Source organism: Mucilaginibacter koreensis (genome assembly GCF_054783355.1).
Map to the genome: position 1 here is coordinate 1,678,886 of NZ_BAAGQS010000001.1, position 22,565 is coordinate 1,701,450.

Sequence of the window (22,565 nt, forward strand, 5' to 3'; positions counted from 1 at the left end):
CTATTTAATTAAAACAAATATTTAGCGCTCAGTAATAAGCTCCAGGTAGTACCGGTGGTGGTTAAGTCGGTCCATGGTGTAGTAACCAATTTACCGTTTAACTGACGCATGTTATAGCTGGCAACACCATTTGCATCAATACCAGTATAGCTAACCGGGCTGCTGAAAGTGATTTGCTTTTGAATACCCCAGTATTTGCTTAACAAGTTAGGTAAGTTTAACACTGTAGCACCAATTTGCAGGGTATGGCGGGTGTCACCGCTCATGATGTAAAAATCCTGTTGAATGTTGGCATCAATACGGTTGTACCATGGCAGGAACGCACCGTTTCTTTCAGCATACTGACCTCTGCGTTTGTTCAGGTAAGGCGTATTTTTGATGAACTCTTCAAAAGCTGCTTGTTGTTGCTGTGGAGTATAAGTGTATACCACACCAGTTGTAGTGTTAGTAAAGCTATACTGAGTAAAGTTCATATCGCTTCCTCTTTTAGGAATGAACATCAAATCAGATGAAGCATTACCGTCACCGTTCAAGTCACCGTTATATACAAAGCTGTAAGGGCTGCTGCCGGCCTGACCCTGGAAGTATAAACCGATAGTGGTAGCAGCATGGTTTAAGTAGTTGAAACGGTATGAAGCAGAAGCTACTACACGGTGAGGAACATAGAAACCAGTGTTACCTAATTCAACATCGTTAGAAGTACCTACGTTAGCAGTACCGGCCCAAACCTGAGCAGCAGTTGAACCACCTGAAGCAAATGCTTCTTTAGCTTTAGTATAGGTATAAGCAGCAGAAGCGCTGAAACCATTATCAAAGCGTTTGCTTAACTGACCTGTTAATACCACAGAATAACCTTTGTTGGTGTTTTCTAAAGCCACAACAGTAGAAAGGTTAGGATAAATTAAACGGTCACTAGCTTGTACTGCGCTGTTGGTACCAGTACCTACGTAACGTACACGTGAGTTGTTGGCATCGTCGTTATAAACACCGGTTGGAGTTTTTAAGTTAACGTTACGCATTCTAACTGCGTTGATGTCTTTAGTCAATAAAGCCTCACCTGTTGCTAAGAAACCGTTACCCAGATTCTTTTCAATAGCTAAATTAGCTCTGAAAACCTGAGGGAACTTAAAGTTACGGTCAAGCACTACAGTAGATGATGGAATTGAAGTACCTACAGTTTGAGGGAACAAGTTGGCATAAGTTGTTGGATCAGCGTTCAGCTTAATGTTTTGCAACTGGGCTGCAGTAGCTACTGCACCAAAGTTATACATGGCGCTGTTACTTGGGCCGTTGGTTAAGAACACATAAGGAATACGGCCGGTAAAGATACCCATACCACCACGTAAAACTAATGAATTATCTTCCAGGAAGCTGGCTCTGAAACCTACACGAGGAGACAGGTAAGTACGGCTTTTTGGCCAAACACCTGAGTTGTAGCTTACCGCACCATTGCCATTGGCATCAGGGAAGGTTAAAGCAGTCATCTGAGGGTTTTCCAGTGGGTTTTGCAAGTAGATAGGTTTATCTGCACGTAAGCCGAAAGTCAGTTTAAAACGATCAGAAACATTGTACTCATCCTGTGCATAGAAGCTTAAGGTAGAAACCTTCAGGTTAGCAGAAAATACCTGATCTACACCCGGTACCAATGAATAGTTGTAAGTGTACTGGATTGGTGCACGGTCATTCAGGAAATCGCTCAATGAGTTATAAATGTATGAACCTGCAGCACCTGGTAAAAACGCGTTACCAATGTATTGATATTCGTAGCTAACACCACCGGTAATGGTATGCTTACCTGCATAATAGGTAAGGTTATCATAAATAGTAGTAGTGTTATCAATTACCTCGTTGTATTTGGTATAAGGGTCAGAACCTGCGGTAATGTAGTTATTACCCTGGCCATCATAAATATCAATGGTTGGGAAAATACCACCTTTTGAAGTACGAGGGTTGTCATAACGCTTAAAGGTTGCCAGTAACTGGTTTGAGAAATTGCTACTGATGCGGCTGTTTAACTCGGCAGTACCGGTTTTGGTTAAGTTTTTGAAACCGTAGTTTGAGTTTTCAAACGCGATAGACTGACGGCTGTAACGACCGTTAACCAAACCACCGCTGCCGCGGGTAGTAGAAGTAACAGCACCTGTAATAGGGTTAGTAACCGTATAGGTGTAAGCACCATTATTAGGTGTAGAGGTTGAGTTTACCTGCTGGTCGCTGGTGGCGTTAGAATAGCTGTATTTAATGGTAAATTTATTTTTATCATTAATGTTCCAGTCTAATTTAGCCAGGTAGTTGGTATATTTTGGCTGAAAAGCAGCAAAATTATCATAACCACCGGTTTCATAACCATAGTTAGTTCTTAAATAGTTAGATACCGCCTGTAAGTCTGCCACCGGGGTAACAGATGGAGTACCTAAGCCCGAGCCACCTGCCGGAGAGAACTGGATACCAGGAGTAGTAGTTACACCACGCTCAAAGTTGGCAAAGAAGAATAATTTGTTTTTGATGATTGGGCCACCCAAAGTGAAGCCATAAGTTTTCTGGCTTGATTTGGCAACGGTGTTACTCAAATCCAAATCACCTACTTTAGTACCATTGTAAGATTGGTTTCTGTAGTAAGTGTAAGCTGAACCATGAAAGGTATTGGTACCGCTTTTAGTAGTAGCGTAAATACCTGCACCGGTAAAGCCAGACTGGCGAACGTCAAACGGAGCTACGTTGATAGAAAGCTCGTCATAAGTTTCGATAGAGATTGGCTGTGCACCACCACCTGGCAGTAACTCACTTGAAGTACCGAAGGTGTTGTTCAGATTAGCACCGTCAACAGTAATGTTGTTTAAGCGGCTATCACGACCGGCAAAACCGTTACCACCGTTTGATTGTGGTGACAGACGGGTAAAATCGTTTACGCTACGGCTAAAGGTAGGTAATGTACGCAATTGAGCATTGTTAATGTTGGTATTGGCACCTAAACGCGCAGTAGCGATGTTTTTTTGACCAACCACATTTACGGCTGCCAGTTGAGTACCACCCTGAGATAAGGTAGTATTCAGGATGTAAGGTTGACCCAATTGCAGGGTAATACCTTCAAATACACCGCGCTGGTAACCGATATAGCTTACCTCAACACGGTAAGGGCCACCGATACGCATACCCGGAATGTTGAACAGACCATCCTTGTTGGTACCTACCGAATAGGTAGTACCCGAAGGAACGTGTACTGCTCTTATCGTTGCACCCGGTAAGGTTTCACCCTTATCGTCTTTAATGGTGCCCGACATGCTACTTGAGGTCACCTGCGCGAAGGCAAACGTGACAGCAAACAGCGACATGAACAAGAGAAGTAAGTGTTTTCTCATACTTGTTTTGTTTGTTTTTGTTTTTTGTGTTTAATAATGTTTAAAAAAACCTGTTTCGGGTGCAAATATAGATAATCGCTTCATTACCAATGTTAATTTTATGTTAACAATCCTTCGATATTTTCAACATAGTTTCAACAATTTCAAAATATGCTTAAAACTTACTCATTTTATATAGCGTTTCGCTACATAACTTATAACATATTATACAGAATATGCCATATTTGCATGGTACAATACTTGGCCTGATATATGAGGTCAATTGTTTAATTTAGCACCCGAAAAGTAAAATCAATTAATAGATATGAACTACGATGTTATTGTTATCGGCTCAGGCCCCGGCGGTTATGTAGCAGCTATTCGCGCTTCGCAACTGGGGTTGAAAACCGCAGTAGTTGAACGTGAGTCATTAGGCGGTATCTGCCTTAACTGGGGTTGTATCCCTACCAAAGCTTTATTAAAAAGCGGGCAGGTATTTGAATACATTAACCATGCTGCCGAATATGGCATTAAGGTAGAAGGCCAGGCCACGGCTGATTTTGAAGCCATTATTAAACGCAGCCGCGGTGTAGCTGATGGCATGAGCAAAGGCGTTCAGTTTTTAATGAAGAAAAACAAAATTGACGTTATCAACGGTTTTGGTAAATTAAAAGGCCAGGGCAAGGTTGAAGTAAAAACCAACGATGGCGCTACTACCGAGCATACCGCCAAACATATTATATTAGCTACCGGTGGCCGCTCACGCGAGCTGCCTAACCTGAAACAGGATGGCGTAAAGGTAATTGGTTACCGCCAGGCCATGGTATTACCTAAACAACCTAAGTCAATGGTGGTGGTTGGTTCAGGTGCTATCGGTATTGAGTTTGCCAACTTCTACAACAACATCGGCACCAAAGTTACCGTGGTTGAATACCTCGATAACATTGTTCCGCTCGAAGACGAAGAAGTATCAAAAGCTTTAGCCCGTATCCTGAAAAAGCAGGGCATCAACATCATGACCGGCTCTACTGTTGAATCTGTTGATACCAGCGGCGACCTATGCAAGGTAAACGTTAAAACCGCAAGCGGTAACGAAGTGCTGGAAGCAGAAGTGGTATTATCTGCCGTGGGCGTAGCTACCAACTTAGAAGGTATCGGCCTGGAAGAAACCGGTGTAAAGTTTGAAAAAGGCAAGGTACTGGTAGATGATTATTACCGCACCAATATAGAAGGTGTTTATGCCATTGGCGATATTGTGAAAGGCCAGGCTTTAGCTCACGTAGCATCAGCCGAAGGCATTACCTGTGTAGAGAAAATTGCCGGCTTAAACCCTGAGCCGATTGATTATAACAACATTCCGGGCTGTACTTACTGCCACCCTGAAGTAGCCTCAGTGGGCTATACCGAAAAAGCTGCGCGTGAAGCCGGTTATGAATTGAAAATCGGTAAGTTCCCGTTCTCAGCATCAGGTAAAGCCAGTGCATCGGGCGCTAAAGATGGTTTCATTAAACTGATTTTTGATGCCAAATATGGCGAGTTATTAGGTGCACACATGCTGGGTGCCAACGTAACCGAAATGATTGCTGAGATTGTAGCCATCCGCAAACTGGAAACTACCGGCCACGAGCTGATCAAAACCATCCACCCTCACCCTACCATGAGCGAGGCCATTATGGAAGCAGCCGCCGCGGCTTATGATGAAGTGATTCACTTGTAATTGGAAGTCAAAATTCAAAAGTAAAAAGTCAAAACCTTATGCGTTTTGACTTTTTACTTTTATAACAGATAGCATTCAATGTTTGCCACCACGTCATTGCGAGGAACAAAGCAATCTCTATACGTTTAATTATAACGGGGTGCAGAGAGATTGCTTCGTTCCTCGCAATGACGTGTTAAAGAACAGACATAGCTTTTGATTTTTGACTTTTTATTTTTTACTTAACCAACTATGACCCTTCACACCATAAATACCGGCTTATTTAAACTCGACGGCGGTGCCATGTTCGGCGTGGTGCCCAAAAGCATCTGGCAAAAAACCAACCCGGCCGATGAAAACAACTTGTGCACCTGGGCCATGCGCTGCCTGCTGATTGAGGAAGGCAACCGCCTGATATTGGTTGATACCGGAATAGGCAACAAGCAAAGCGAAAAGTTTTTCAGCCACTATTACCTGCACGGTGATGATACGCTCGACAAATCTTTAGCTGCGCTCGGCTTTCACCGCACTGACATTACGGATGTATTCCTCACCCACCTCCACTTTGACCATGTGGGCGGTGCGGTAGAACGCCAGGGCGAGCAATTATTGCCTGCATTCAATAACGCTACTTACTGGAGCAACAAGGCTCATTGGGAATGGGCGGTTAATCCAAATGAGCGGGAGAAGGCTTCTTTTCTGAAAGAAAACATATGGCCTTTGCAGGAAAGCGGCCAGTTGAAATTTATAGATACTACTGATGGTGCTGAATTTATGCCGGGCATGAATATCCGTTTTGTATATGGCCATACCGATGCCATGATGCTGCCGCAGTTAAGCTACAAAGGCCAAACCATTTTATACATGGCCGATTTACTGCCATCAGTCGGACACTTGCCACTCCCCTATGTAATGGCTTATGATATGTTCCCGCTGAAAACACTTGGCGAAAAGAAAGCATTTTTAAACGAAGCCGTGGAAAAAGAATACATTCTATATTTCGAGCACGACCCGGAAAACGAATGCTGTACATTGCAAAACACAGAAAAAGGCATCAGGGTGAAGGACACTTTCAAACTTTCGGAAATTTGAGTAGTCAGCAAAGCCGCATCAGATGAATAAATGCTCGTATTAAATCAATATTTCATTAAACCGGATTGTTAAAAGCAAGTCAAATATTATAAATGAATCACAGTTACACTTTTGAAATTTTAATTTTGACTTTTAGAACTTAATTTTGCAATCCTATTGCAATTCTGCATTTAAAGCATTAAAAAGTCGCAACAAAAACGTACCTTTGCACGTTCATTTCTCTAACACAAGAATCGAGGTATATAAGTAAATGAGACAACTCAAGATCACCCAATCAATTACCAATCGCGAATCACAGTCGCTTGACAAGTATTTGCACGAGATTGGTAAGGTTGACCTGATAACTGCCGAAGAAGAAGTTATTCTTGCCCAAAAAATACGCGAAGGCGACCAGGCCGCTTTGGAACGTTTGACCAAAACCAACTTACGTTTTGTGGTATCGGTTGCTAAACAATATCAAAATCAGGGCCTTACCTTAGGCGATTTGATTAACGAAGGTAACCTAGGTTTAATTAAAGCGGCCAAACGCTTTGATGAAACCAAAGGTTTCAAATTCATATCCTACGCCGTATGGTGGATTCGCCAATCCATCCTTCAGGCTATTGCCGAGCAATCACGTATTGTGCGTTTGCCATTAAACCAGGTAGGCTCGCTGAGCAAAATCAGCAAAGCATTTTCTAAACTGGAGCAGGAGTATGAGCGCGAGCCTTCACCAGAAGAGCTGGCTGATATCCTGGAAACTACAGTAGATAAAATATCTGATACGCTGAGCAACTCAGGCCGCCATGTATCTATGGATGCACCATTTGTTCAGGGCGAGGAAAATACCCTGCTGGATGTACTGGAAAACCAGGAACCAAATACCGACTCTATTCTGATCAATGAATCATTATCAGAGGAGATTAAACGTTCACTGTCTACCCTAACCGAGCGCGAGCGCGAAATTATTGTGCTGTTTTTCGGTTTAGGCACCAATCATCCGCTGTCGCTCGAAGAAATTGGCGAGAAATTTAACCTGACACGTGAGCGTGTAAGGCAGATTAAAGACAAGGCGCTGCAACGGCTGCGGCATACCAGCAGAAGTAAAATTCTGAAATCATATTTAGGTTAACCTCATTTTTAAACGCCCCTGCTAAACAAGCAGGGGCGTTTTTGCTTTGTATGAGTATGGAACCGTCTCAATACGAACAGCTCAGTGCAGAACAAGCCATAGCCTATCAGCAAGAGCTGCGCCACCAAATCAAACTGCAGCCACTTGAAAGAGAAATCAAAATTATTGCCGGCTCTGATATCTCCTTCAATAAATATTCAGAAGTGGTTTATGCCGGTATTATTCTGCTCAAATACCCTACCATGGAAATTATCGGGCATAGTACTGCGGTAAGCCGCACCACATTTCCCTACATTTCTGGCCTGCTGGCTTTTCGCGAAGTACCTGCTTTGCTGGAAGCCTGGAACAAACTGGAGACCAAACCTGATGTGTTGGTATTGGACGGCCAGGGCATAGCTCACCGTCGCCGCATGGGCATTGCTTCGCATTTCGGGGTGATTACCAATACGCCCACCATCGGCAGCGCCAAAAGCCGCCTGTTTGGCAAATATGAAGAGCCCGGCAACGAGGCCGGCCAAGAAAGCCCGATGTATGACCGGCAAGAGATTATCGGCACTGCCCTGCGCAGCAAACGCAACTGCAACCCTATTTACATATCGCCGGGGCACTTGATAACCATGGAGCAAAGCCTTGACGTTATTAAACACTGCCTGAAAGGCTACCGCATACCTGAGCCAACCCGGCAGGCACACATATTGGTGAATAAGGTACGCACGGATAGCTTAGAGCAGGATAGTCAGCAGTACGATTTGTTTAAATAAAAGCAGGTAGTGATAATTAGCCGGTAAAGTTTGCGTTTACTATAGCAACCAACCGCCATTTATTGCATGACTAACTTTCGCCTGCTGCTTTGGGCATTTTACAAACCTTTGCTGGCCATTAATTGCATAGCTACCCTCTACACCCTCAAAATAATTATAATAGACAGACTGTTTAGTTTACCATTGTTAGTGCTGGTTAAACTACTGGGCTATGCCTGCGGTACAGGCTATCAGTATGTAGCAGCATCGCAGCAATATTACTTTTATCGCAACGCAGGTTACCGGGTACGTAAATTGTACATACAGGCTTACCTGCTTGATTTTTCAGTATTTATTTTAGCAATTACTTCTTGCCAACTCATTGTCGATGCCGCGTTTAAACATAGATAGTGTAGAACTTAGCTACTCGGGGCGCCGCATTTTGCAGGATGTTTACCTGCACTGCCAAACCGGTGAAGTATTAGGCATATTAGGCCGGAATGGTTCGGGTAAATCCAGCTTACTTAAAGTAATGTTTGGGTCTGTGAAGCCAGCGCACAAATACATGAGTATTGACGGGCGTTATATCACCACCGGTTATGCACAACACCATATTGCATACTTGCCTCAGCATAATTATCTGCCTACTCATGTACCTATACAGCAACTCGCGCAACTGATGATCAGCAAGGCGGATTGGGACGAGTTCAGCAGCTACCCCGTTTACCGGCTTAACCATACCAAAAAGATAAAAGAAGTATCGGGCGGCGAACAGCGGCAATTAGAAATTTTGATGGTACTATACAGTGCCGCACCATTCATTTTATTAGACGAACCTTTTACGCACATATCTCCCATCCAGGCTGAAGCATTAAAGGAGCTAATTAAAAAACGTTCCTTACACAAGGGTATCATTGTTACCGACCACCAGTATTACAATGTACTGGAGGTAGCGCACCGCATTATCCTGATGAACAATGGCATAACGCAGCCTGTAAATAGTAAGGATGATTTGGTAACTTACGGCTATCTTAGCGGTGCTAAAACATCTTGAACCATGACTATACCCATCTACCAGGCCGATGCCTTTACCAGTCAGTTATTCGGTGGAAACCCGGCGGCAGTTTGCCCGCTTACGGAGTGGTTGCCCGACGAAACCATGCAGAAAATAGCGCTGGAAAACAACCTGGCCGAAACTGCTTTCTTTGTTAAAACCGATGAAGGCTTTCACCTCCGCTGGTTTACACCCGAGTTGGAAATTGATTTATGCGGCCATGCCACACTGGCTTCTGCACATATCATCTTCACGCAATTAGGTTATACTGAAGATACCATTCATTTCACCACCCAACAGGCAGGTACACTTATCGTTACACGCAATGGTGATAAATATACGCTCAACTTTCCTTCGCGTCCACCTTACGACTGTGAACTTCCCGCCGGGCTGGTAGAAGCCCTGGGTGGAAAGCAACCCAAACATGCACTTCGCTCGCGCGATTACTTTTTGGTTTATGAAAGCGAAGAAGATATCCTGAACATTCAGCCCGATCATTCTTTCCTGTCAAAAATTGATGCCATTGGTGTTATTGTCACCGCGCCCGGTAAAGAAGCCGATTTCGTTTCGCGCTTTTTCGCCCCTGCCGCCAGCGTGCCCGAAGATCCGGTAACTGGTTCGGCACATTGCAATCTCATCCCCTACTGGGCCGGCCAGTTAGGTAAAAACGAATTGCATGCCTACCAGCTATCTGCCCGTAAAGGTGAGTTATGGTGCGAGCTGCAGGGCGACCGAGTGCTCATGAGTGGTAATGCGGTTACTTATTTAAAGGGAGAAATTTACTTGTAGCTTTTGGTGGTGCTTTATGTTCGTTGATGTTCTTTTGTCTTGATACAAAAGAACCAAAAAATCAAGTACAGCCCCGTAAGGCTTTTTTGCCGCACGAGGCCCGCCCTGCAAAGCCAGGTAGCACCACAGGCTGTTTAGTGTTTGCGTATGTGCAGCTTGTACTGTGTTGAGTGTTGGTGCAAACACTAAAAGGCCTTTACCCTGCGCTCAGGGCCACCAAGTGCTGCCCGCCTTTCGCCCAAAGCTGAGGGGCTGACGGGGAGGATGAGAATCAAGAGTAAAGAGCCAAGAAACAGGGATTAAGAAGGAACAAACAACGTACGCATATTAAACCCCACGTCATTGCGAGGTACGAAGCAATCTCTCTGCTTAATGCCTCTAATTGACGTATAGAGATTGCTTCCTACCTCGCAATGACGTGGGGGATAACAACATAACACAAGGCGTTCGGTCGATTCTTAAATTTTGTAAATTCTGATTAAAATAAGTGTAACCACTGCACCCCCATAACCACCCACCTGTGGCCTTGACTTTTTCGGCTGCTACCACAGTTGCCTGCTTACTGCACACCTCAAAGAAAAAGACGCAGCCACGAGTTTTCTTTTGGTTACTTTTCTTTTGCGGAAAAAGAAAAGTAACATCCACTGGCTTTCATAATACACCAACCCTTGCCTCATGAAATACAAACTCACAAACCCACATCTCCTTCATTTTTAATTCCCAAAAATATTAGCTATTTTTGAGTGTAAACTATTGAGGGAGACGATACGGTAAATGCAGCTCACACGCTTAGAGGTGAAGGGCTTTAAAAGCTTTGGCGATAAAATCACCATTAATTTTGATGAAGGAGTAACGGCTATTGTAGGGCCGAACGGCTGTGGCAAATCCAACGTGGTCGACTCTATACGCTGGGTGCTGGGTGAGCAAAGCACTCGCATGCTGCGCTCCGAAAAGATGGAGAACATCATTTTTAACGGCACCAAAAGCCGCAAGCCGGCTAACCTGGCCGAGGTATCGCTTACCTTTGATAATACCAAGAACATCCTTCCTACCGAGTATTCGCAGGTAACGCTCACCCGTAAGCTGTATCGAACCGGCGAAAGTGAATACCGCCTCAACGATGTACAATGCCGGCTTAAAGATATTACCGACCTTTTTCTGGATACCGGTATCGGCTCCGATTCTTACGCTATCATTGAATTGAAGATGATCGATGAGATCATTACCAACAAGGAGGGCTCGCGGCGTAATCTGTTTGAAGAAGCATCAGGCATATCTAAATACAAGCTGCGTAAAAAGCAAACCTTTGCCCGGTTAAAAGATACCGAGGCCGATTTGGAGCGGGTACAGGACTTACTTTTCGAGATTGAAAAAAACCTGAAAACGCTGGAGAACCAAGCCAAAAAGGCAGAGCGCTATTACCGGTTAAAAGAGCAATATAAGGAGCTAAGCATTGCACTGGCTTCTATCCGTATTGCCACCTTCGGGCAATCGTTAGCCAGTATTGAGGAACAGGAACGGCAGCAATACGATATCAAATTATCCATTGTAACCGAGGCAGACAAGCTGGAAGCGCTCATTCAACAGCAAAAGCTGGATAGCCTGACCAGGGAGAAAAATTTATCGGTACAACAAAAGGCCACCAATGAGTTTGTTGCTAAGATTCGCAGTTACGAGAGTGAGCGCAAAATAAAAAATGAGCAGCTCAAATTTGAGCAGGCCAAAGAAACACGTTTAGTTCAGGAGCTGGAGCAGGATAAAAACCAGCTGAACCATGTACTGTATACCATAAAACGCCTGGCCGAAGACCAGCTGCGCGATGAAGAAACCCTCCATACCCTGCAAAGCCAGGTAACAGATTTAAAAGAAGCAGTAGATGACCTGCGTTCAGAGCAAACCGATGCCCGCAACGAATTGCAGGAACTCACCAACATCAACAACCGACTGCAAAATCAAATTTATAAGGCTGAAAAAGATCTGGATATTCTATATATTCAGCAGCAGGCTTTAGAGCAGGAGAGCCGGCGTAATATGGAAGATGCTTCGGGTAAGGAAATGGAACTGAGCCATTTTAACCAGGCAGTAGCCGAATTGCAATACCGCTCTGAAACCACCAACCAGCAGCACCAGGCAGCAGTTGATTTTGAAAATCAGCTACAGGAAAAAATCAAGGAAACGGAAGCGGCCATCGTAACACAAAAAGATGTACTGAACCAGCAAAGCCGTCAGTTGGATGCAAAGCAGAATGAGTACAACCTTACCAAAAGTTTGGTGGATAGCTTGGAAGGATTCCCTGAATCTATTCGCTTTTTGAAAAAGAATGCGGCTTGGGTAAAGAAAGCGCCACTGCTGAGTGATATCATTTTTTGCCCTGAAGATTGCCGCGTAGCCATTGAAAACTACCTGGAGCCGGTAATGAATTACTTTGTGGTAAATACTTATGATGATGCCATTGAAGCCATTAACCTGTTGAGCCAGGCCGCCAGAGGCAGGGCGCAGTTTTTCATTTTGGATAACTATGCTGACCAGGCCGCTGCTGCTGCACCTATTGAGGCGGAAGGTTTGATACCTGCCCTTAGCATTATCGAAACAGATGCCGTTTATCGCCCCTTGTGTAATTACCTGTTGCGCAATGTGTACCTGATTGATGATAACGCCTATACCGTAATCAACAATGATACCCTGCCAGGCAACATGGTACTTTTGGGCAAAAGCGGTAAGTTCAGCAAATCGAAATTTACAATGGCCGGTGGCTCGGTTGGCTTGTTTGAAGGCAAGCGTATAGGCCGGGGCAAGAGCCTCGAAATATTAGCCGGAAATATTAAAACTTTTCAGGCCGAGATACAGCAGCACAAAAGCAAGATTGAACAGCTGCAAAGCGAACTAACCGCCCTAAAGCAGTCTGGCAAAACAACTGAAATTAAACTGTTGCAGCAAGAACTTAACCGCCTGCATACAGAGCTTATCACGGTGAAAACCCGGCAAGAGCAGCACCAGGCATTTATTGCCAACAGCAATAACCGCAAGGAAGACATTGCCCGCAAAATGGAAGCCATCGGGAATGAAATGGCTACGCTTACCCCTCAGCTAGCTGAACTCAAAACGCAAAAAGAAATACAGCAGGATGCGGTACTCAATAGTCAGCAGGCTTATAACGAACTGACGGAAACCATTACTGTACAATCCAACCGCTATAACCAGCAGAATATTGCATATCATCAGCAGCAAAACCGAGTATCGGGTTTGCTGAAAGATTTGGAATACCGCGAAGCCCAGCAAGAGAGCCTGGAGAAACGCATCAGCCAGAATACTGCTGAACTGGAAAAAGTAAAAGCTGCTTTATTGTCGTACGCCGCACAAAGCAGTACCTCTGATGATGACCTGCTGGAAATGTATGAGCAGCGCGATGAGCTGGAAAAGGCTACCCGGCACGCTGAGCAGGAATACTACGCTATGCGCGGTGAAATTACCGAAGCCGAGAATACCTTGCTGCAACTGCGCCGCAAAAAAGACCAGGCGGAACTGATTGAGAACGAGCTGAAAGACAAACGCAACAACCTTCGCATTGAATTAAACGCCCTGAAAGAACGCCTGTCGGTAGAATTTAATGTGGATATACAGGAATTACTGGAAGCAGAGGCTGACAGTAATGTAAAAGAGGATGAACTGCGCGAACGCACCCAAAAATTAAAGAAGCAACTGGACGAGTATGGCGCCATTAACCCGATGGCTATGGAAGCCTACCAGGAAATGAACCAGCGCTATGAGTTTATACAAAACCAAAAGAAAGATTTGGCCGAAGCCAAGCAGGTGCTGCTCAATACCATTCAGGAGATTGATGATACGGCACGGGAGAAGTTTATGTCGGCCTTTGTGATGGTGCGCGAAAATTTTATTAAAGTATTTCGCTCGCTGTTTAACGAAGAAGATTCCTGCGACCTGATTCTGACTGACCCGCAGCATCCGCTGGAATCTGATATTGATATTATTGCCCGGCCAAAAGGCAAACGCCCACTTTCCATTAACCAGCTTTCGGGCGGTGAAAAAACGCTGACAGCTACCGCTATATTGTTCTCTTTGTACCTGTTGAAACCGGCACCCTTCTGCATATTTGATGAAGTGGATGCGCCGCTGGATGATACTAATATCGACAAGTTCAATAACATTATCCGTAAGTTTTCCAACCAGTCTCAGTTTATTGTGGTATCACACAACAAAAAAACCATCGCCAGCACCGATGTAATATACGGTGTGACAATGGTTGAGCAAGGCATTTCTCGCGTGGTGCCGGTTGATTTGCGGCAACTGGCAGGTTAAGCCTTATTTGGTCTTAAAGTTTTTCAATACCATTCCTTTAAACTCATGTGGGTCCAAAGCTTCGCTGATGGCTACATCCTGCGCATCTGAGGTATTTTTGCGGTCGGCAGACAGTACTTGTACATTAGGATTATTGATACTGTAAATGCCGGTTTTAATATAAGATATGGCATGTGCAAACAGGCGCTCAGTGGGGTCGCCCCAATCTTTGGTAACGTCATCTTTATCCAAAGCACCTGGATAGGTTGTGGTACCAGGCGTCATGCCACTGTAGTAACCGCCCTCTCCTTTCGAGTTTTTAGTTTCAAACTGCGAAACATATAAATTGTATTTATTGATCTTTAACCCAAAGAAACCTACCGGCTTACCATAAGTAGTGGTACCAATTAGCTTTACATCCATATATGGGCGCAGATTATTAATAGTTAGCTCACTGGCCGATGCTGTAGAGCCCGTAACAATAAAGAATACCCGGTTTACATTTAGAGAGCCAGCTTTGGTAAAGTTTACTAAATTAGCACCCAAGCTGTAATTGATCTGAGCATAGTTATAGAGCTTTCCATCGTTTGCCCTAAAATATTGATGGGCCAATACCGGTGTATTACCGCTGCTTAAATTACTATTAAAATAAGTACCATACATCTGCTTGGTGTTGGCAGCGATTGGTGCCAGCAAATTACTCAGGTACTCTGCTGTTTCTACAGAGCCACCACCATTGTAACGTAAATCAACTACTACATCGGTTACACCATTGGCTGCAAAATTGCTGAATACAGGATCTAAAACTGGCTGCGCTACCGACTTTACTGTAAAGCTATTGAAAGCTACATAGCCAATTTTACGTCCGTTACCGCCATCCACAATTACTGACTTCAAAACCGGATTAACACTGTATTTTCCCTGGTTAACAGTAGCTTCAAAAGAAGTACCATCTTGCCTTTGCAATGTGAGTTTAATGGTGGGCTGCCCTAAAGCATTTACCACAGCAAGTAAATTAGGATCAGCGTTGGGATTTGAACTGGTAGGATCATAAGCAATATTAGCACTGCCATTAACTGCAGTTACCTTATAACCTCTAATCAAACCAGCTATTGCAGCGGGCGAACCCGGATACACATATTTAATACGCAAATCATTATAAGCATTGTAAAACACCGAGAATCCAAAATCGCCGTTGGTGCCGCCCAATGAGGTTGCTACACCACCTTCGTCAATGAATGAATACTTGGCACTGCCTGATGCAGTATACTCGTAAGCTTTATTGGTAGCCGGGTTAATAGCAGTTGTTGCCAACACATTAACTTCTTTGGCCAGAGCCGCAGCTTCTGTAGAGCCTGTATAGCCACGAGGCTTAAAGGCGTCGTAACTCGGCAACTGGTCATTCCAATAATAAGATTCTTTGGTGTATAAGTAAATTGAATCTTTTATCAAATCCAGCGTAGAGCCGTTGGGTGTTGTAGTACCGTCAGTATTTCCATGGTCTTTTTTGCAGGAAGTAAATACCGCCAGTATAATTAAAATTAATAGGGGGAAAAATCTTTTCATGCCTAAATATAATAAGTTTTTTACACAAACACCTCTGTACTTTTTAGTACAGAGGTGTTTTTATTTTAAATTAAATAGCTGATTGTCAATTGTGCTTCAAATGATGCTGATATAACATTCCTTTGAAACTATTTTTTTCCATCTCGCTATTTATATGATTGAGTCCATCACCCTGCAGGGTGCTCAGGCTTTCGGTTTGTACTGAATTAGTGGTTGGATAAACGCCATTTTTAATGTAGCTCAGGGCAGAGGCCAGCATACCTTCAGAGGTATCGCCAAAATCTTTGGTCAGGTCATCTTTTACAATTTTACCCGGATAATCAGGGCTACCAGGTGTCATCCCGGCATAGTAATCGCCCTGCCCTGCCGAGTTCTTGGTTTCAAACTCCGGCGTGTAGAGGGTATATTTATTAATTTTAATATCAAAGAAACCTACCGGTTTACCATAGGTAGTTGCGCCTACCAATTGCACATTCATGTAAGGGCGCAGGTTATTGATGGTTAACTCACTGGCTGATGCGGTGGAACCGCTTACCAGAAATACCACCCTCGACAAACCCATAATAGCACCCTTTTTAGCAAACTTTACCTGGTTGCCTGTAACTGTATAGTTCACCTGTGCATAATTATATAACTGGTTGGTAGCATCATCGCGCCTTACCTGGTTCTTTAGCAGCGGAGCATTACCATTGGTTAGGTTAGCGTTATAATATGCTGTATACATCATGGAACCGTTAGCCGAGCTTGGCGCAATCAGGTTATCTATATACTCAGCCGTTTCAACATACCCCCCGCCGTTGTAGCGCAGGTCAACAATTAAATCGGTAATGCCGCCGGTAGCAAATGTGCTGAAGGCTGCATCAAGTCCTGCCTGTGCTGCTGATAGCGATACATAACTATTGAATACCAAATATCCCACCTTTTTACCATTACCGGCATCAATTACGCTGGTTTTAAGTATGGGGTTCACTTTGTAATTAGATGCAGTGATAGAAGCATTGAATGTGCTGCCATCAGGGCGCTTTAAAGTTAAAGTAATGGTAGTGTTGGCTGTATAAGCATTTAATACAAAATTGTATTGAGAAGCGTTGCTGCCGTTAATTGCAGTACTGCCATTAACCGAGGTAATCTGATAGCCGCGCTTTAAACCAGCAGCATCGGCCGGCGAGCCGGGGTAAACGTATTTGACACGCAAATCATTAGCGGCATTGTAAAAGGGCGCAAAGCCGTAGTCGCCACTGTTGGCAGTAATTGCTGATTTGGTGGCCGATAAACGGGTAGCCAGCTCCCCTTCGTCAATAAATGAATACTTAGCTTCTTTCGAACCAGCAGAATAATACTCGTAAGCCTTCCCGGTGGCCGGGTTAACAGTTAGTTGTGCATAGGCATTTACCTCGTTTTGTAAGGCAGTTAAATCATCAGCGCCGGTGTAAGAACGGGGGTTAAACGCATCATAACCGGGTAGCTGGTCGTTCCAGTAATAATCTTCTTTGGCGTATAAGTAAACGGAATCTTTAATCAAATCCAGCGCAGAGCCATTTGCCGGGGGTGTAGTTGTAGTACCTCCACCATTTGTGGTAGTTGGTGCCGAGGTAGTTTGTACTATATCTTTTTTACAGGCAGTGAACAACATTAATCCGGCTGCCAAACACGCGTAAACGTTTATTTTCATATAAGTGAAGAACGATTTTTTAGTTAACGTAAGCCGCTTGTATTTGTTGCACAAATCAGCTCAAAAATTCAACTGAATTTACGTAATCTATTCCGCTTGCTTCAGCGCAGAGTTCATCAGTGGTGCTATTGCCAAGCATCAGTAAATCACGCCGTTGCAAACCATGTTCCTTCAATAGTAAATGAATGCAGTCGGGCTCAGGTTTGGGCGCTGTTTCTGCTGTGAAGTAGCAGGTTAAATAGGGTTCGAGGTGATGCCATTCCACCTGTTTAATTTTGTTTAACTGCTGTACCGGTTTACCGTTAGTAACCAAAAATATTTTTTTACGGTCTACTACAATATCCTGCAACAGCGTAAGCATATTTTGGTATAACAATAACTTTAACGGCAAATGGACGCTATCCATTAAGGCGTTAAAACCTTCACGATATTTATCTTCAAGCTTAAATTTTTGTTGCACGGTATCAAAAACAGCAGCTGCGCCCCGCTCCTGGTAAGCTTGGGTCATCAGGTTCACCAATACCTTTGCGTCCAACAATTCGGTGTACTCCAGCATGGAAGCAAAGAGATAGTACACCTGAAAAAGGTAATCTTTTTCAGGATACAGCACATTATCCAGTTCAAAAATAAAAGCCTGCTTGCGCTGGTCAATATCGTTGTAAGTCATCAGTGCGGTAATTTAATTGGATTCCATATTCGGCAAACAGAAGTTCGGCTTCTTTCAACAAGGCGGCTTCGTCGGGGTCAAGTAGATAGAGGCTTTCGATTTGCTTATCGAGGCACAAGGTTAACATTAAATGTGCATACGATGCACTTTGCGGCGATGGCAGTTGCAGCAACAGACCGGAAGCCAGCATGGGCGCCGGCAGTTCGCGGTAGTCGCCCAGCAAAATTTGAAATGAGCCCAGTTCCTTTTTTAATTGGTAGGCCTTGGCCGATGATGCACCTGTAATTAAACTATACACAGCAGATATAAAATTCTATTGAGCAATCATTCCATCCTTCATCAAAATTTTACGATCAGAAAGGTTAGCCAGATCCTCGTTGTGGGTTACAATAATAAAGGTATGCTTAAACTCATTGCGCAGCTCTACAAAAAGTTCGTGCAGTTCACGCGCGTTGGCCGAATCCAGATTGCCTGAAGGCTCATCGGCCAGCAACAAGGCCGGGCGGTTAATTAAGGCACGGGCCACTGATACCCGCTGCTGCTCGCCGCCCGAAAGTTCGCTGGGTTTGTGCTGCATCCGCTCGCCCAAACCTAAACGCCTCAATAAAAATTCGGCCCGTTTTTCGGCTTCTGCTTTCGAAGTTCCTGCGATAAAGGCCGGGATACATACATTCTCAATAGCATTAAACTCAGCCAGCAGGTGATGAAACTGGAATACAAAACCTACCTTACGGTTACGAAACTGGCTCAATTGTTTTGCTGATAGACTGCTCAGTTCCGTATCATCATAAAAAAGCTGACCGGAATCGGGCTTATCTAATGTGCCCAAAATATTTAGCAGCGAGCTCTTACCCGCGCCCGATGCACCTACGATGCTTACAATCTCGCCCTGCTCTACTTCCAGGTTTACACCTTTTAAGATTTGCAGGCTGCCGTATGATTTTTTGATGTTGAGCGCTTTAAGCATAGCGCAAATGTAAGGAACGCTGTTTTAAATTCATCTCCTATGGTTAAGAATATAGCCATTTGTTGATATGCCGAAACATTTGATAACTTTATGCATCAATCAATCATGAAATACCATCTCTCCCTTTTGCTATCTTGCCTTATAGCTTTCACACATTCGCTTCATGCTCAAAAAATTAAGAAAATAAAAGGAGAAGTGAACGGTGAAGCATACGAATTTTACGAGTTGCAGCCTCTTGTTGCGGTAAAGGGCTTAGTGTTGCTACTTCCGGCTGCGGGCGAAAAACCAAACAGTATTTTCAAGAAAACACAATTACCCCATTTGCTGGCGGCTAAAGGATATGTAGTGATTGCCCCTAAAGTGCATACGCTGTTATATGCCGATGATTACAGTATAGAAGTGCTCAACCAGATTATAACTGCTCAAACTCAAAAGTATCAAGTAACCAATTATATGATTGGCGGACTGTCATCGGGCGGAGCTGTGGCCACCCGGTATGCCGAATGTGTGATAGCAAAAGGCAACAGCAGTGCTTTAAAAGGCTTGATTGTGATTGATGCGCCGCTGGATTTGGAACGGATATATCATTCGGGCGAACGCGAAATCAATTACCCTTGCGCCGGCATCATTAAACAACAGGGCTACCAAATTAAAACACAACTTGACGGCGCCTGCAGCGGGCCGCCTGCACAACGACAAGCTAAATACATACAGCTATCGGCCTATACAGCGAGTGCTGCTGATGGCGGCAATGCCCGGTATTTGAAGCACCTGCCGGTAAGATGGTATACCGAGCCCGACTTAAACTTTGTAAGAAAGACCTACTGCCAGGACATGCAACTCGCCGATTTGAATTCTACTGATTTAGAAAGCCTGAACGCATTTTTGCAAAAAGCTGGCAACACACAATCAACTTATATCGCTACGCAAGGACGGGGTTTTCATAGTTGGAATATCATTGATGCAACCGAGTGCGCGACTTGGATGGAAAGCACCTGTAAGTGATGAATAAATGAAAACGAAAATCGCTATTTATCTTGTATTGTCCACTTCGGCACATAACCTATGCGATCCTCGAACTTGATTTTATAATACAGGCCGCCCCGCTCCAGTACAGTTACTTTAGAATTGCTGGGGATGGTCGCCATAGTTTCAGCGTTGTAGCTGGCTGTTTCGCGCATTTTAATTACGCCAGTTTCATTGCTTTTTATGTAGGTGGTATACAAGTACTCGGGCTGATTATTTGGCTTGGCTGTAGCCAACACTGGGCTGTTAATAGCATCGGCTACTCTTGCCGGCTGTTGCTGAATGGACTTGGGTGCGTCTACCGTTGCAGGTGCAGGCTGTGCTACCGATGTTGCCTTGCTAATAGCAGGCACAGTTTGAACCGGCGTTGCTTTATACCTGCTCTTTTCAACCGCAATAACCGGAGTTGCCTTTTTTACGGGTGATGAAACCGACCAGGTTTTCCATTTGGCGGTGTGCTCTTTCCGCTTGTGGTGCTTGACTGCATGTATAGGCGTTTCGTTTACAGTAGCTAACAACTGCCTGTTTACCTCAATGGTTTTATGACTATTAATGGCTTTGTACACAAAATAGCCGAATACGAATGCCAGCACTATTAAAACCATAGTGAGTACACTGTTTACCCCTTTAGTGGTAGAATAATAGCGCTTAATTTTGCGCCTTTCAGATGCAGACGCTTGTTTGAGGTTTACAAACGTGGCATCGTATTTCCGCCGCTTCAAAGGGTCGCTCAATACACCATAGGCTTCCAAGATTTCATTGTAACGGTTGGCAAAAAACTGATCCTGGGCGTTCAGTTCGGGGTTAAACTTATCAGATAGCTTTTCGTAAGCAATCCTGAGCTCATCCGAATTGCTGTCTGTGTTTACTCCTAAAATGGCGTAGAAATCTTTCATACCCGGTAATAGCGTTGCTTTTAATATAGTATTGGATTGACATTTAATAAGATAGTTTAATTAGACTACAACATTGAAAATGATATAGAAAGTTCGCTGATGAACAGCACCGGCCCGCACTAATTAAACCCGATTGCAGCGAAAAGCCCGCAGCGAGGTACGAGTAAGGACTTGCAGCGTAAAGCGGGACTGAACTGCAGGAACAGTGCTTTACTATAATAATGGTGTTATTCATCGCGTCGTTACAAGGTACGAAGCAATCTTTCAGCACTAAGCATTAAATTGTATAGAGAGATTGCTTCGTACCTCGCCATTACGGACTATATTAACAAGAGATTGTACTATACTCCCAACTCATCATCTGCTACTTTTTATACATAAAATTCAACCTAAGTTTCATAAGTACAACTGAAATTGTAGATTTACCGCAAATTCTTCAGAACACATGAATATTCACGAATATCAGGGTAAAGCCATTCTTAAAAGTTTTGGCGTACGGGTACAGGAAGGCATCGTAGCCGATACTGTGGAACAGGCTGTTGAAGCTGCCCAAAAAATGAAAGAAGAGTACAACTCGAGCTGGGTGGTAGTTAAAGCCCAGATACATGCCGGCGGTCGCGGTAAAGGCGGCGGCGTTAAGCTGGCTAAAAACCTGGATGAAGTGAAAGAAAAAGCTTCGCAGATTTTAGGTATGCAGCTGGTAACCCCACAAACCGGCCCCGAAGGTAAAAAAGTACATAAAGTGCTGGTTGCTCAGGATGTATACTATCCTGGCGACAGCGAAACCAAAGAGTTTTACATGAGCGTATTGCTGGACCGTGCCAAAGGCCGCAACATCATCATGTACTCAACCGAAGGTGGTATGGACATTGAAGAGGTAGCACACTCTACCCCTCACCTGATTTTCAAAGAGGAAATTGATCCGGCTGTAGGCCTGCAAGGTTTCCAGGCACGTAAAATTGCCTTTAACTTAGGTTTATCAGGTAATGCCTTTAAGGATATGGTGAAATTCATTACTGCTTTATACAAAGCTTATGATGCTACCGATTCTTCTCAATTTGAGATCAACCCTGTACTGAAAACCTCAGACGATAAAATTTTAGCCGTTGACGCCAAAGTAAACTTGGATGACAACGCTTTATATCGTCACCCTGATTTTGCTGCCCTGCGCGACACCAATGAGGAAGACCCAATGGAAGTAGAAGCCAGCCAAAGCAACCTTAACTATGTAAAGCTTGACGGTAACGTAGGTTGTATGGTTAATGGTGCCGGTTTAGCCATGGCTACTATGGACATTATTAAAATAGCCGGTGGCGAGCCTGCTAACTTTTTGGATGTAGGCGGTACTGCCAATGCACAAACTGTAAAGGCTGCTTTCAACATCATTTTGAAAGACCCGAACGTGAAAGCTATCCTGATTAACATTTTCGGTGGTATTGTTCGTTGCGACCGTGTTGCACAAGGTGTGATTGATGCTTACCAGGAAATTGGTAACATTCCGGTTCCAATCATTGTTCGCTTACAAGGCACCAATGCCGAGGAAGCAAAAACCCTGATTGATAACTCAGGATTAAAAGTTTACTCAGCCATCCTGCTAAAAGAAGCAGCAGAGCGGGTAAAAGAAGTTTTAGCTAAATAAGCTTATATAACTGATA

General features: G+C 44.1%; 17 protein-coding genes. 10 read left to right on the top strand and 7 right to left on the bottom strand.

All coding sequences use genetic code 11. From position 1 onward, the window contains the following. Positions 1-8: 8 nt before the first annotated feature. Positions 9-3,359 (bottom strand): TonB-dependent receptor, encoded by a 3,351-nt coding sequence (locus ACYVNW_RS07700; RefSeq protein WP_460679267.1) that lies wholly within the window; start codon positions 3,357-3,359, stop codon positions 9-11. 304 nt (positions 3,360-3,663) lie between these two features. Between ACYVNW_RS07700 and lpdA the strand changes: the two genes are divergently transcribed. The 8 genes from lpdA (at position 3,664) to smc (ending at position 14,137) form a co-directional block, all read left to right on the top strand. Beyond that, positions 3,664-5,055: a dihydrolipoyl dehydrogenase gene (gene lpdA / locus ACYVNW_RS07705; RefSeq protein WP_460679268.1), complete on the top strand. Its 1,392-nt coding sequence runs from the start codon at positions 3,664-3,666 to the stop codon at positions 5,053-5,055. 231 nt (positions 5,056-5,286) lie between these two features. Continuing rightward, a complete protein-coding gene (locus ACYVNW_RS07710) occupies positions 5,287-6,126 on the top strand; it encodes an MBL fold metallo-hydrolase (protein ID WP_460679269.1) in 840 nt (279 codons plus the stop codon). Between the two features lie 250 nt (positions 6,127-6,376). Next, the gene (locus ACYVNW_RS07715; RefSeq protein ID WP_090466905.1) at positions 6,377-7,237 is read left to right on the top strand and encodes a sigma-70 family RNA polymerase sigma factor; all 861 of its coding nucleotides are present in this window, start codon (positions 6,377-6,379) and stop codon (positions 7,235-7,237) included. Positions 7,238-7,293: 56 nt separating this feature from the next. After that, a complete protein-coding gene (gene nfi, locus ACYVNW_RS07720) occupies positions 7,294-7,998 on the top strand; it encodes a deoxyribonuclease V (protein ID WP_460679270.1) in 705 nt (234 codons plus the stop codon). A gap of 66 nt (positions 7,999-8,064) precedes the next feature. Further along, positions 8,065-8,388 carry a hypothetical protein gene (locus tag ACYVNW_RS07725; RefSeq protein WP_460679271.1) on the top strand — a complete coding sequence of 108 codons (324 nt, stop codon included), beginning with the start codon at positions 8,065-8,067 and terminating at the stop codon, positions 8,386-8,388. After that, positions 8,366-9,031, top strand: a complete 666-nt coding sequence (locus ACYVNW_RS07730) for an ATP-binding cassette domain-containing protein (protein WP_460679272.1) — start codon at positions 8,366-8,368, stop codon at positions 9,029-9,031. Before ACYVNW_RS07725 ends, ACYVNW_RS07730 begins: the two co-directional genes overlap by 23 nt. A 3-nt stretch (positions 9,032-9,034) precedes the next feature. Further along, positions 9,035-9,820 (top strand): PhzF family phenazine biosynthesis protein, encoded by a 786-nt coding sequence (locus tag ACYVNW_RS07735; RefSeq protein ID WP_460679273.1) that lies wholly within the window; start codon positions 9,035-9,037, stop codon positions 9,818-9,820. 774 nt (positions 9,821-10,594) lie between these two features. After that, positions 10,595-14,137 (top strand): chromosome segregation protein SMC, encoded by a 3,543-nt coding sequence (gene smc, locus ACYVNW_RS07740; protein WP_460679274.1) that lies wholly within the window; start codon positions 10,595-10,597, stop codon positions 14,135-14,137. 3 nt (positions 14,138-14,140) lie between these two features. On the opposite strand, the gene ACYVNW_RS07745 is transcribed toward smc, so the two are convergent. From ACYVNW_RS07745 to ACYVNW_RS07765, 5 genes are all read right to left on the bottom strand, one after another. Beyond that, positions 14,141-15,682: a S41 family peptidase gene (locus ACYVNW_RS07745; RefSeq protein ID WP_460679275.1), complete on the bottom strand. Its 1,542-nt coding sequence runs from the start codon at positions 15,680-15,682 to the stop codon at positions 14,141-14,143. Between the two features lie 85 nt (positions 15,683-15,767). Then, positions 15,768-17,330: a S41 family peptidase gene (locus tag ACYVNW_RS07750; RefSeq protein WP_460679276.1), complete on the bottom strand. Its 1,563-nt coding sequence runs from the start codon at positions 17,328-17,330 to the stop codon at positions 15,768-15,770. A 79-nt stretch (positions 17,331-17,409) separates the two neighbouring features. Next, on the bottom strand, positions 17,410-18,021 hold the full coding sequence (locus tag ACYVNW_RS07755; RefSeq protein ID WP_460679277.1) for an HAD family hydrolase: 612 nt from the start codon (positions 18,019-18,021) through the stop codon (positions 17,410-17,412). Continuing rightward, positions 18,002-18,319 (bottom strand): hypothetical protein, encoded by a 318-nt coding sequence (locus ACYVNW_RS07760; protein WP_460679278.1) that lies wholly within the window; start codon positions 18,317-18,319, stop codon positions 18,002-18,004. Before ACYVNW_RS07760 ends, ACYVNW_RS07755 begins: the two co-directional genes overlap by 20 nt. Positions 18,320-18,334: 15 nt before the next feature. Next, positions 18,335-18,988, bottom strand: coding sequence for an ABC transporter ATP-binding protein (locus ACYVNW_RS07765; protein ID WP_460679279.1), 654 nt, complete (start codon positions 18,986-18,988; stop codon positions 18,335-18,337). Positions 18,989-19,183: 195 nt separating this feature from the next. Between ACYVNW_RS07765 and ACYVNW_RS07770 the strand changes: the two genes are divergently transcribed. Continuing rightward, positions 19,184-19,993, top strand: a complete 810-nt coding sequence (locus tag ACYVNW_RS07770; protein ID WP_460679280.1) for a hypothetical protein — start codon at positions 19,184-19,186, stop codon at positions 19,991-19,993. 23 nt (positions 19,994-20,016) lie between these two features. Here the strand turns inward: ACYVNW_RS07770 and ACYVNW_RS07775 are convergent, their stop codons facing one another. After that, positions 20,017-20,910, bottom strand: a complete 894-nt coding sequence (locus ACYVNW_RS07775; protein WP_460679281.1) for a DnaJ domain-containing protein — start codon at positions 20,908-20,910, stop codon at positions 20,017-20,019. A 445-nt stretch (positions 20,911-21,355) separates the two neighbouring features. On the opposite strand from ACYVNW_RS07775, the gene sucC reads away from it, so the two are divergent. Then, a complete protein-coding gene (gene sucC, locus ACYVNW_RS07780; RefSeq protein ID WP_460679282.1) occupies positions 21,356-22,549 on the top strand; it encodes an ADP-forming succinate--CoA ligase subunit beta in 1,194 nt (397 codons plus the stop codon). Positions 22,550-22,565: the final 16 nt, after the last annotated feature.